8 protein-coding genes are annotated in these 12,461 nt (G+C 72.1%); 3 read left to right on the plus strand and 5 right to left on the minus strand.

The window, feature by feature from the left end; all coding sequences use genetic code 11:
• Positions 1-72: 72 nt before the first annotated feature.
• Together ACNF49_RS51990 and fdhD are read left to right on the plus strand one after the other, a co-directional pair.
• Entirely contained in the window at positions 73-2,277 is a 2,205-nt protein-coding gene (locus ACNF49_RS51990; RefSeq protein WP_357994553.1) for an FdhF/YdeP family oxidoreductase, read from the plus strand.
• Positions 2,274-3,116: a formate dehydrogenase accessory sulfurtransferase FdhD gene (gene fdhD, locus ACNF49_RS51995; RefSeq protein WP_357970044.1), complete on the plus strand. Its 843-nt coding sequence runs from the start codon at positions 2,274-2,276 to the stop codon at positions 3,114-3,116. The genes ACNF49_RS51990 and fdhD overlap by 4 nt, the downstream gene beginning before the upstream one ends.
• On the opposite strand, the gene ACNF49_RS52000 is transcribed toward fdhD, so the two are convergent.
• Complete coding sequence (locus ACNF49_RS52000; RefSeq protein ID WP_482942270.1) at positions 3,117-4,154, minus strand: hypothetical protein; 1,038 nt, start codon at positions 4,152-4,154, stop codon at positions 3,117-3,119.
• Between the two features lie 80 nt (positions 4,155-4,234).
• Positions 4,235-6,022, minus strand: coding sequence for a hypothetical protein (locus ACNF49_RS52005; protein ID WP_482942271.1), 1,788 nt, complete (start codon positions 6,020-6,022; stop codon positions 4,235-4,237).
• A gap of 160 nt (positions 6,023-6,182) precedes the next feature.
• Between ACNF49_RS52005 and ACNF49_RS52010 the strand changes: the two genes are divergently transcribed.
• Complete coding sequence (locus ACNF49_RS52010; RefSeq protein WP_482942272.1) at positions 6,183-7,262, plus strand: epoxide hydrolase family protein; 1,080 nt, start codon at positions 6,183-6,185, stop codon at positions 7,260-7,262.
• A 50-nt stretch (positions 7,263-7,312) separates the two neighbouring features.
• Here the strand turns inward: ACNF49_RS52010 and ACNF49_RS52015 are convergent, their stop codons facing one another.
• The 3 genes from ACNF49_RS52015 to ACNF49_RS52025 all read right to left on the minus strand — a co-directional run bounded on the left by ACNF49_RS52015 (position 7,313) and on the right by ACNF49_RS52025 (position 12,461).
• Positions 7,313-9,934, minus strand: a complete 2,622-nt coding sequence (locus ACNF49_RS52015) for a phosphoenolpyruvate carboxylase (RefSeq protein WP_482942273.1) — start codon at positions 9,932-9,934, stop codon at positions 7,313-7,315.
• Between the two features lie 68 nt (positions 9,935-10,002).
• Complete coding sequence (locus ACNF49_RS52020; RefSeq protein ID WP_482942274.1) at positions 10,003-11,631, minus strand: hypothetical protein; 1,629 nt, start codon at positions 11,629-11,631, stop codon at positions 10,003-10,005.
• Positions 11,628-12,461, minus strand: a complete 834-nt coding sequence (locus ACNF49_RS52025; protein ID WP_482942275.1) for an ABC transporter ATP-binding protein — start codon at positions 12,459-12,461, stop codon at positions 11,628-11,630. Before ACNF49_RS52025 ends, ACNF49_RS52020 begins: the two co-directional genes overlap by 4 nt.

Genomic DNA, 12,461 nt, shown 5'->3' on the forward strand with positions numbered 1-12,461 from the left:
CCGAACTCGCGCCGAGGTCGTCGCACCGCACCGGCTGGTCTCGAAGTCCGCATGAGGGGTAAAGATGGGGGGATGAGCAGACGTCCTGACCCTCGCAACTGGGCATCGTGGCGGCCCTTCGGCCTCGGGTTGCGCAAGCCGAACAACTACCTGGAGCTGTGGAAGGCGTTCAGGTCGGTCAAGGGGAACAGGCGTTACGCCTGGCGCATACTCAACCAGGGCACCTGCGACGGCTGCGCGCTCGGCACGCAGGGCATGCGCGACTGGACGATGGACGAGATCCACCTGTGCAACATCAGGTTGCGCCTGCTGCCGCTCAACACCATGCCCGCGCTCGACGTGTCGCTGCTGCGCGACGTCTCCGGGCTGGCCGGGCGGAAGAGCGCGGAGCTGCGGGAGCTGGGGCGGCTGCCGTACCCGATGTTGCGGCGGGCCGGCGAGCCCGGCTTCACCCGCGTCACGTGGGACGAGGCGCTGCGGGTGGCGGCCGAGCGGCTGCGCGGCGCGCGGTTCGGCACGTACCTGACCAGCCGCGGGGTGCCCAACGAGAACTACTACGCGGCGCAGAAGGCGGTGCGGGCGCTCGGCACGAACAACGTCGACAACGCCGCCCGCATCTGCCACTCGCCCTCGACGGTCGCGCTCAAGCAGACCATCGGCGCGGCGGCCACGACCTGCTCCTACACCGACTGGATCGGCTCGGACCTGATCGTCTTCATCGGCTCGAACCCGTCGAACAACCAGCCGGTCGCGATGAAGTACCTCTACCACGCCAAGAAGGCCGGCACCCGGATCGCCATGGTCAACGCCTACCGCGAGCCGGGCATGGACAAGTACTGGGTGCCCTCCAACGCCGAGTCCGCGCTGTTCGGCACGAAGATCACCGACGAGTTCTTCGGCGTGAACGTCGGCGGCGACATCGGCTTCCTCAACGGCGTGCTCAAGCACCTCATCGAGAACGACTGGGTGGACAAGGCGTTCGTGACCGGGCGCACGTCCGGGTTCGAGGAGGCGCGCAAGGCCGTCGAGGCCCAGTCGTGGGCCGAGCTCGAAGCGCTCTCGGGGGCGACCAAGGAGCAGATGTTCCGGCTGGCCGAGCTGCTCGGCCGGGCGCGCTCGGCGGTGCTCGTCTGGTCGATGGGCATCACCCAGCACACCTACGGCGAGGACAACGTCCGGGCGATCGTCAACCTGGCGCTCGCGCGCGGCTTCCTCGGGCGCGACAAGTGCGGGCTGATGCCGATCCGGGGGCACAGCGGGGTCCAGGGCGGGGCCGAGATGGGCGCGTACGCGACCGGCTTCCCCGGCGGCCTGCCGATCACGTCCGCCAACGCCGCCAAGTTCACCGACCTGTGGGGCTTCCAGGTGCCCGACACGGCCGGGCTGACCGCGACCGACATGATCGACGCGGCCCACCGGGGCGAGCTCGACGCGCTCGTCTCCTCCGGCGGCAACTTCCTGGAGGTGCTGCCCGACCCGGCCTACTGCCGCGAGGCGCTGTCCAGGCTGGGGCTGCGGGTGCACATCGACATCGTGCTGTCCTCGCAGATGCTCGTGCCGGGCGAGGGCGACGTGCTGCTGCTGCCCGCCCAGACGCGTTACGAGATGGTCGGCGGCGTGACCGAGACCTCCACCGAGCGGCGGATCATCTTCTCGCCCGAGGTCGAGGGGCCGCGCGTGGGCGAGGCGTGGCCGGAGTGGAAGATCTTCGCCGAGCTGGCCGCCCGTACCCGTCCGGAGATAGCCGACCATGTGCGGTTCACCGGCACTCCGCAGATCCGTGCGGAGATCGAGCAGGTCGTGCCGTTCTACCAGGGCATCTCCGGGTTGCGGAAGTTCGGGGACAACGTCCAGTACGGCGGCCGCCACCTCTTCGCCGACGGCCGCTTCCAGACGCCCGACGGGCTGGCCGTCTTCTCCGTGGTCGAGCCGCCCGCCCTTGAGCGCCCCGACGGCACGTTCAAGGTCGCGACCAGGCGCGGCAAGCAGTTCAACAGCATGGTCCACGAGCGGCTCGACGGCTTCAACGGCGCAGCGCGCGAGGCCGTGCTGATGAGCCCGTACGACGCCGACCGGCTCGGGCTGGCCGACGGCGCCCCGGTCGAGCTGCGCGCGGGCGAGCGCACCTACCAGGGCAAGGTGCTGCGCGCCCCGCTGATGCCGGGCAACCTGCAGATCCACTGGCCGGAGGGGAACGTCCTGCTCGACGAGGCCCGGCGCTCGCCACAGGCGCGCATCCCCGACTACAACGCGCTCGTCACCGTGCGGCCGCTGTGAAGGCGCGTCCCGGGCCCACCACCCGCGTCCGCATCCGGGAGCTGGCCGGCTCCGGCGTCCGCGACCGGCGCGACGACCTGGCCACGGAGGAGCCGCTGGAGATCCGCCTCACCGGCGGCGACGGCACCCGCAAGACGGTCGCCATCACCATGCGCACGCCGGGGCACGACTTCGAGCTGGCCGCCGGGTTCCTGAGCGGCGAGGGCCTGGCCGGGCCGGACGACATCGCGGCCATCGCGTACTGCACGGACGACGACCTGCCGCCCGAGGCCCGCTACAACACCGTCACCGTCCGCCTGCACGGCCCGGTGCCCGACCTGCCCGCGCTCGACCGGCACTTCCTCACCTCCAGCGCGTGCGGCGTCTGCGGCTCGGCCGGCCTCGACGCGCTGCACGGCCGGTGCAAGCCGATCCCCAGGGGCTCGCTCGAACTCACGCCCGAGGTCCTGTACGGCCTTCCCGGCGCGCTGCGCGAGGCCCAGGGCGTGTTCGGCAAGACCGGCGGGCTGCACGCGGCGGGCCTGTTCTCGGCGTCGGGCACGCTGCTGGCGTTGCGCGAGGACGTCGGCCGGCACAACGCCGTGGACAAGCTGGTCGGCTGGGCGGCGCTGGCGGACCGGCTGCCGCTGGCCGAGCACGTGCTCATGGTCAGCGGCAGGGCCAGCTACGAGATCATGCAGAAGGCGCTGGCGGCCGGCGTCCCGGCGGTCTGCGCGGTGTCGGCGCCCTCGTCCCTGGCCGTCGATCTGGCCAGGGAGTTCGGGTTGACGCTGGTGGGGTTCCTGCGCGGCGAGCGCTGCAACGTCTACGCCGGTCAGGAGCGCGTCGTCACGTCCTAGTCAGCGGCAGACCACGCGCTGGGTCGAGGTCAGCGTCGGCTGGTTGTTGTTCAGCACTTCGAGTGTGAGGTTCCCCGACTGCTTCGACTCCTGCCGCCACGCGGGAGCCTGCACGCTCAGGATCCCGCTCTCGGGCACGATGAGCGACTTCGTGTCGAGCTGCGTGCCCGCCATCAGCCAGCGGTAGTCGATCCGGGCGCCCGCCGGGGCGCGGAAGGCGGCGTGCGCGGTCAGCCAGGGCGCCTCGGCGCAGTCGCCGTAGTAGGCCATCGGGGTGAACTCGCTGATCCGCACGTAAGGCACCGGCGACGGGGCCGCCCGGCACGACCAGAGGTAGGTCTCCTCCTTGACGGGCTTGTTGTGGTTGAGGATCTCGACGCGTACCCGGCCGGTGCCGCTCGATCGCGCCGAGCTGTACCACAGGTCGCCGATCTGGGCCTTGACCCCGCCCCTGACCTGCTCCGACCGGACCCAGCCGGGGACGCCGTCCACGACGATCCGATACTGGATCTCGGTGTCGCGGTCCGCCATCACCACGGCCTCCGCCCGGAGCCCGAAGGGGGAGGCGCACTCGCCGACGCGGGACGGTGTCAGCATCCCGCTGACGGTGACGTACGCCGGGGGCGCGGCCGGGCCGCAGCTGAAGTTGAAACCCTGCTCGGCCGTGCCGCCCTGGGCGACGAGCCGGACGCGGTGGGCGCCGACGTTGGAGGTGCTGTAGTTCCAGGTGGCCGAGACGGCCTGCGACCTGGGCTGGGCGCTCTCGGGGAAGGAGAGCGTGGCGCCGCGCAGCTCCTTGTCATCGAGCTGCCAGGAGTAGGCCACGGTGGTGGCCGGTCCGGGCGGGAGCTCGACGTGCCCGGCGACGTTGTAGGTGACGGGCGCGGCGCACGTGCCCGAGTAGTTGCCGGGGGTGAGCCCGTCGATGACCACCTGTGGCACGTCCGCCGCGCTCGCCGCGGTGGCGGCGGCGGGCACGGTGACGGCCGGCAGGCCGCCGAGCAGCGCGGCGCCCAGCAGCAGGGCTGTCCATCTCATCCTGGGGTTCCTCCTCGCGATGACGGAACCCCAGGATGATCAAGGCAGCTTGTGTCCCGGTTGGATCTGCCTTGTGAGGGCTATTCGCAGGTCACCGGATAGGTGCCTTCGGTGGCCGGCTTGTTGTGGTTCAGCACCTCCAGCCGGACCACGCCGGAGGTCTTCGTGTCCCGGCTCCAGTAGGCCGCCTGCACCTGGAGCAGGCCGCCGGCGTTGGTCTTGTACGTGGCCGGCTCCGTGGGCCTGCCGTCGATGACCCAGCGCCAGGTGATCTCGGTGTCCGGCGCGGCCCGGAAGGCGCCGTGGGCGGTCACGTACGGGGACTCGGCGCAGTCGCCGAAGTAGTGGACCGGCCGGAACTCGCTGATCCGCACCGTGCCCGGCGACGGGTCCACCGGCACGCAGGTCACCGTGTACGGCTTCTCCCTGACCAGCTTGTTGTGGTTCAGCACTTCGATGCGGATCACACCGCTTCCGGTGGCCTTCGGGGAGATGTAGAACAGGTCGCCGATCATCTGGGCCCTGTTGGGCTTGGCCTCCTGCGTCCTGACCGGGCCGGGCTTGCCGTCCACGACGACGCGGTAGCGGACCTCGGCCTCGCGGTCGGTGGTGATCCGGGCGTCGGCCCGCATGCCGATGGAGCCGGTGCAGTCGCCCCGGTAGACGGGCGTCAGCATGTAGGGGATGGCCAGCTTGGCGGGGTTGGGGTCGGTCGTGCAGGACAGGGCGAACGTGCGCTCGGCGGCCTGGGCCGAGGCGGGCTGGGTGGTCAGGGCCAGCTTGTGGGAGCCGGTCTTCGACTGGTCGAGGCTCCAGGCGGCGGTGACGTCCTGCGACCTGGGCTGGGTGCCAGCCGGGAAGCTGACGGTCTGGTGCTGCCACTCGGTGCCGTCGAGGGTCCACCAGTAGCCGACGCTGGCGGCCGGGCCCGCCGGGAGGGTGATGCGGCCGGTGGCCTGGTAGGCGATGGGCTCGTCGCAGTAGCCCTCGTAGTCGCCGGGCGTCAGGGCGCTGATCGCCGCCTGCGGCTGCTGCGCCGGGGGCTCTGAAGTCGTGGTCGGCTTGGGCGTCGGCGAGGTCGTCGGCGTCGGGGTGGGCGTGGTGGTGGGCTTGGGGCCCGGCGTGAGGCGGCAGGTCACCTCGTACGACGCCCGCGCGGAGTCGTGCCCGCCGGCGTTGAGTATCCGCACCGACTTCCAGCCCGCGGTGGAGGTGCCCACGGACAGCGGCAGCGTGACCTGCCTGCTGCGCGGGCCGCCGGCGGCGAAGTACAGCGACTCCACCGCGCCCTCGCCCGTGGCGCTGTCGATCCACTGGTAGCCGACCTTGGCGGGGGTGCGCGAGACCTGGATGGTCGCGGTGAACGTCACGGTGGCCGGGCAGCGGCCGATCTGGCGGGGCGGGCTCGCCTGCACGCTCGCGGCCGCCTCCAGCGGTCTGTCCGGCTGGGCGGGCAGCGGGTTGACCACGTCGTACCGCTGCGGGGCTCCGGCGCAGGCGACGCGGAAGCGGGCCTTGGCCGACAGGCCGCGCCGGCCGAGCACCTCGACGGCCTGCCAGCCGGTCGTGTCGCGGTCGAAGGTCTGGCGGTCCCTCACGACGACCTTGCGCGCGCCGTTGACGCGGAAGCTCCTGATGGCGCTCTTGCTGCGGTCACCGCGTACCCAGCGGTACCGCACGGTGCCCTTGCCCTTGGCGGCCACGGTGGCGGAGAAGGCCACGGTCGTGGGGCACTCGCCCGCCTGACCGGCGGGTACGGCCCTGACCCGGGTCACCGAGGTCGCCGGGGCGGCGGCGGCCTGGGCCGGAGGAGCGGCCAGCAGGCTGCCGAGCATCACCGCGCCCAGCAGCAAGGCTGTCCTTTTCATGAGGGGGTCCCTTTCTGCGCTCGTCAAAGCCCCCATGCTGCTCAGTGATCCTTGGAAGTCACTTGGAACCGCCTTGTGCCGATTGTGGAATGAAGCGTTCCGTTCTGCTATAGTTGGAACAGAACAAGCCGTTCCGCTTTTTCGGTCGAGAGGACCCCTCATGAGCATCCGTCCGTTCCGCATCGAGATCTCCCAGGCCGACCTCGACGACCTGCGGGCCCGGCTCGCGATGACCCGCTTCGCCGACGAGATCCCGGGCGCCGACCAGGGCGTGGGCGTCGAGCGGGTCAAGCGCCTGGTGGCCCACTGGCAGACCGGCTTCGACTGGCGCGCCCAGGAGGCCAGGCTCAACGCCTACCCGCAGTTCACGACGGAGATCGACGGGCAGAACATCCACTTCATCCACGTACGCTCCGACAACCCCGACGCCCTGCCGCTGATCCTCACCCACGGCTGGCCCGGCACCGTCGCCGAGTACCTCGACGCGATCGAGCCGCTGTCGCGCCACTTCCACGTGGTGGTCCCCTCGCTGCCCGGCTTCGGCTTCTCCGGCCCCACCAAGGAGCTCGGCTGGAACAACCGGCGCATCGCCGGGGCATGGGCCGAGCTGATGGCCCGCCTCGGTTACGAGCGCTACGGCGCCGTCGGCAACGACGGCGGTTCGATGATCTCCCCCGAGCTGGGCCGGATCGACGCCGAGCACGTCGTCGGCGTGCACGTCACCCAGCTGTTCTCCTTCCCCTCCGGCGACCCGGCCGAGTTCGCCGAGCTGAGCGAGGAGGACCAGGCCGGGCTGGCCGTGCTCGACTGGTTCTGGAAGGAGAAGGGCGCGTTCAACGTCCTGCAGTCGCAGCAGCCGCAGACGCTCGCGCACGCCGTCGCCGACTCCCCCGCCGGGCTCGTCGGCTGGCTCGCCCAGCTCTTCGACGAGGACCTGGACGACGACTTCGTGCTGACCAACGCCTCGATCCACTGGTTCACCGGCACCGCCGGCTCGGCCCTGCGGCTCTACTGGGAGAACGCCCGCATGGAGCAGCCGCAGGAGCCGACGACCACCCCCACCGCGCTGGCCATGGCCGAGGGCGACTTCAAGTCGATCCGCCGCTTCGCCGAGCGCGACCACCACGGCATCGTCTCGTGGAAGACCCTGCCCGCCCCCGCCCGCGGCCACTACACGGCCCACACCGCCACGGAGGCGCTCACCTCCGACATCACGGCCTTCTTCGACAGCCTGCGCTGATCACCCGCGCTTCGGACGGCCCGGCCCCCCGCCGGGCCGTCCGCGCGTGCTCAGCCCGTGTTCTGCAGGCCGGCGGCCACGCCGTTGACCGACAGCAGCAGCAGCGTGGACAGCCGCTCGCGCTCCTGCTCCGACAGGTCCTCGGTGCGCATCGCGCGCAGCGCCCGCAGCTGCAGGTGCGACAGCGCGTCGACGTACGGGTCGCGCAGCTGCACGGCCCGCGAGAGCACCTTGCGGTTCTCCAGCAGCCGCGTGTGGCCGGTCACCCGCAGCACCAGCTCGCGGGTGCGGTCGTACTCCTCCAGCACCTGGCGGGCGAAGTCGTCGCGGCCGCCGAGCGCCAGGTAGCGCTTGGCGATCGACCGGTCGGTCTTGGCCAGCGACATCTCGGCGTTGTCCAGCATCGCGTTGAACAGCGGCCATTCGGCGTAGGCGGCGCGCAGCTCGTCGAGGGAGCCGACGGCGGCCAGGCCGGTGCCCAGGCCGTACCAGCCGGGCAGGTTGACGCGGGTCTGGGCCCAGGCGAACACCCACGGGATGGCCCGCAGGTCGTCCAGCGAGCGCGGCGCGCCCAGGCCGCGGCGGGCCGGACGGGAGCCGAGCCGCAGCGAGCCGATCTCCTCCAGCGGGCTGACCAGCGCGAACCACTCGGGGAACCCGGGGGCCTCGGTGAGCGCCCGGTAGGCCTCCTCCGAGGCCGTGGCCACCTGCCCGGCCAGACCGCGGAACCGCTCGGCGGCGGCCGCCGTACGCGCGCCGACCGTGGGCGAGGAGGCCAGCAGCACGGCGTTGGTGACCTGCTCCAGATGGCGGCGGGCGATGGCGATGTGCCCGTAACGAGCGAAGATGACCTCGCCCTGCTCGGTGACCTTGAAGCGGCCCGCGACCGAGCCCGGCGCCTGCGCCAGCACCGCCCGGTTGGCCGGGCCGCCGCCGCGGCCGAGCGCGCCGCCGCGGCCGTGGAACATGCGCAGCTTGACGTCGTGCTCGTGGGCCCACACGGTCAGCTCCTCCTGCGCCTCGTAGAGGCGCAGGGTGGCGGCCGCCGGGCCGAGCTCCTTGGCCGAGTCGGAGTAGCCGAGCATGATCTCCATGCGGCGGCCGGTCGCGGCCAGGCGGTCCTGGATCTGCGGGATCTCCAGCATGCCGCTCAGCACGCGCGGCGAGTTCGCCAGGTCCTGGCCGGACTCGAACAGCGGCACCACGTCGAGCACCGGCGCCCGGTCGCCCAGGGCGTGCCCGGCCAGCTCGTAGACGGCCGCGATGTCGTCGGCCGAGCGGGTGAAGGAGACCACGTAGCGGGAGCAGGCCGTGACGCCGAACCGCTCCTGGATCCAGGCGATCACCCGGATCGTGGCCAGCACCTCCTCGGTGCGCTCCGACAGCTCGCCGCCGGCCCTGATCTCCTCCAGGGCCGCCGCGTGCACCTGCGAGTGCTGGCGCACCTCCAGCTCGGCCAGGTGGAAGCCGAACGTCTCGACCTGCCAGAGGAGGTGCTGCAGCTCCCCGTACGCCTGCCGCGGCGCGCTGCGCGCCAGCGACTCCTGCACCAGCCGCAGGTCGGCCAGCAGCTCGGCGGGCGCGCGGTAGGCGAGGTCGAGGTCGCGGCGGCGGGTTGCGGCGATGCGGGCGGCCACGTACAGCAGCCACTGGCGGTGGGGCTCGCGCGGCGAGCGGGTGGCCAGCTCGGAGACCAGCTCGGGATGCGCGTCGACGGCCGCGGCCAGCGCGCCCTTCAGCTCGGCCGAGCAGGGCGAGAACTGGGCGGAGGCGGTCAGCGTGCGGGCGATGCGCGTGCAGGCCGTCTCCAGGGCGGTCAGCACGTGCTCGGACTGGATCTGGATCGTGTCGCGGGTGACCTTGGCGGTGACGTTGGGGTTGCCGTCACGGTCGCCGCCGATCCAGCTCCCGTAGCGGATGAAGGGCCTGGCCAGCGGCGGACGGGTGCCGGTGCCCGCGTCGAGCGCCGCGTCGAGCGAGCGGTAGACCTGGGGCACCATGCGGAACAGCGTCTCGTCGAAGGCGGCCATGGCCGTGCGCACCTCGTCGAGCGGGTCGAGCTTGGTGGAGCGCAGCTGGGCCGTCCGCCACAGCAGGTCGATCTCCTCCAGCAGGCGGCGCCTGCTCTCGGCCCGCTCGGACGCGCCGCGTCCGGGCGCGTTGTACTCGGTGAGCTGGCCGCTGATGCGCTGGATGGCGGTGACGACCGCGCGCCTGCGCGCCTCGGTGGGGTGCGCGGTCAGCACCGGGTGCAGCTCCAGGCCCTGCAGCAGCTCGCGCACGCGCTCGTCGCCGAGCTCGTGGACGGCCTGCGCCAGCGACTCCCGCTGCACCCTCCCCTCGGCGTCGCGCTCGCGCAGCGTGCGGATGCGGTAGTGCTCCTCGGCCAGGTTCGCCAGGTGGAAGTAACAAGTGAACGCGCGGGCGACGGCGACCGCCCGCTCGATCTCCCATCCGGCGACCATTTCGGTGATCTCGTCGGCGGAAATCTCGCCTCTGCGCGCCGCGATGACGGCTTTGCGCAACCGTTCGACGTCGGCCAGCAGGTCTTCGCCACCTTGTTCGGCGATCACCTGGCCGAGCAGCTTGCCGAGCATGCGCACGTCGTGGCGCAGCTCGTCAGGCATCTCGGTCACGGCGGCACTACGACGCTCGAGCCCCTGGTCAATCATGCTTCGAAGGGTATCGACTCGCTTTCGGCGACCGCATGGCGGTCTCGCCCATTGGACTAGACCACTCCCTAGCTGGGCTTCGAGACGGCCGCCAGCAACTCGGGGAGCCGGGGGAAGCCGATCTTGCCGGCGAGGCGTCTGCCGAGCACCTCGATCAGCAGGCCGTAGAAGGGCGCGAGCACCGACACCCACATCAGTCCGAACGCCAGCGGCAGCACGATCGGCAGCGACATCAGCGCGATCCCGAGCATCGCCCCCATCGACGACGCGAACGCCTGACCGCCCTGGCCGGGCGCGGCGCCGCTGAAGGCGTTCATCCGCTCGGGCAGCGTGTACGGGATCGTCACGCTGGTCACCGAGCCGACCCCGAGCCCGACGCCGAGCGCGCCCAGCCCGGTCAGGAACGCCGGCACGACGGCCTCCTGGCTGCCGGTGAGCAGCGCGGCCACGACCGCCACGAGCAGCAGCAGCGGCGCGGCGACCAGGCAGTTGGCCAGGTGGCGGCCCGCCAGGTCGCGGCGCAGGTCCTCCTCCGAGCCGAAGGCCACGGCGTTCATCCACAGGGAACGCCCGTCGATGCCGAACGCGTTGCCCGACTGCAACGAGATCATCAGCGCGCCCATGCCGGTGATCAGCACCGGCAGCACTGGCCCCGCCTGCCCTTCGGTGCTGTTGTTCAGCGAGAACGCCAGGATGACGGTCACCACGACCGAGGAGAACCAGCCCACGCGGAACCTCGGCTCCCGCCTGATGTACTTCAGCTCCTTGGTCACCACGGCCGCCAGCGGCCCGTCGGGCAGGAGCCGGTCGGTCAGGCCGCGTTCGCGGCGTACGGAGGCGGCCTGCGTCGAGGCGTCCGGCGAGACCAGGGCACGGCCGAGCGCCTTGATCCACAGCCAGGCGACCACCACGACCAGCACCGCGACGGCGGCCAGCTCCGCCACGCCGACCAGGCCGCCGTCGGCCATGGCGTGCGCGGCCATGCCCGGCGGCGTCCAGCGCAGAACGCCGGCCAGCCGGTGGAGGATCGCTGCGGGGTCGCCGAGGCCGCGGTTCATCAGCAGGTTGGGCAGCTGCGCCAGCAGCACCACGAACAGGGCGGCCACGGCCAGCACGTCACGCCCGCGCCGACTGCGCAGCGCCCCGGACAGCGAGGTGGTGATCAGTCGCGAGGTGACCACGCAGAGCGCGAACTGCAGCAGCACCGCGGGCACGCCGAGCAGCACGCCCCCGATGCCCGTGGGCAGCCCGACCAGCGCGCCGGCCGTGACGACCAGCATCGCCAGCGGCCACGCGCCCGTCGCGGACGCGGTGAACAGCCCGACGGCCAGCTCGCGCGTACGCAGCGGGAACAGCGACAGCCGCGCCGGGTCGAGCGTGTCGTCCAGCCCGAACGCCAGCAGCGGCACGATCATCCAGCTCACCAGGAAGAACGCGAACGCGACGATCACCAGCTCGGCGGCGACGTCGGAGGGCGCCAGCCTGAGCAGGCTCATCAGCAGGAACCCGAGCACGGCCAGGCCGGCCGCGGCCAGCAGGGTGAAGACGAAGCCGAGCTTGCGCTGCACGTCGCCGCGCAGGTTGCCGACCAGCAGGCGCAGCTTGAGCCGCGCGAACAGCGCGGCCGTCGCCATGGGCGACCCCGTGACGGCGGACGCCCTGGCGGCTCTTTCCGGGGCGGTCCCGGAGGCGCTCACGGCGTGTCCTGGGGCGCGGCGGCGGCAGGGGGCACGGCAGGGGGTGCGGTCGGGGGCTGTTCGCCGTGGCGGGCGCCGAGCCAGCTCAGCCCGGCCTCGCCGTGGGCGCGCGAGCCGCCGCCGACCAGCCGCATGAACGCCTCGTTGAGGCTGGAGCCGCCGCGCACCTGCTCCAGCGGCCCCTGGGCGACGATGTGGCCGCCGCTCATCACCGACACCCAGTCGCACAGCCGCTCGACGAGATCCATGACGTGGCTGGAGAAGATGACCGTCGAGCCGGAGGCGGTGAAACGCCGCAGCACCTCGGTCAGGGTGTTGGAGCTGACCGGGTCGACCCCCTCGAACGGCTCGTCGAGAAAGAGCACGGACGGATTGTGCAGCAGCGCCGCGGCCAGCCCGATCTTCTTGCGCATGCCGGTGGAGTAGTCGACGACGAGCTTGTCGGCGGCCCCGGTCAGGTCCATCACGTCGAGCAGCTCGCCCGCGCGCTGCTCGACGTCGGCCTTGGGGATGCCGCGCAGCCGGCCGTTGTAGAGCAGCAGCTCGCGGCCCGACAGCCGCTCGAACAGCCGCAGCCCCTCGGGCAGCACGCCGATGCGCGCCTTGACGGCGACCGGGTCGCGCCAGACGTCGAACCCGTCGATCGCGGCCCGGCCGCCGTCGGGCCGCAGCAGGCCCGTGATCATGCTCAGCGTGGTCGTCTTGCCGGCCCCGTTGGGACCGACCAGGCCCGCGAAGCTGCCCGCCGGGACCACGAGGTCGACCCCGGCCACCGCGACCTGCGCGCCGTAGCGCTTGTACAGGCCGTGGGAGCGAACCGCATCCGTCAT

Source organism: Actinomadura sp. ATCC 39365 (assembly GCF_054392275.1).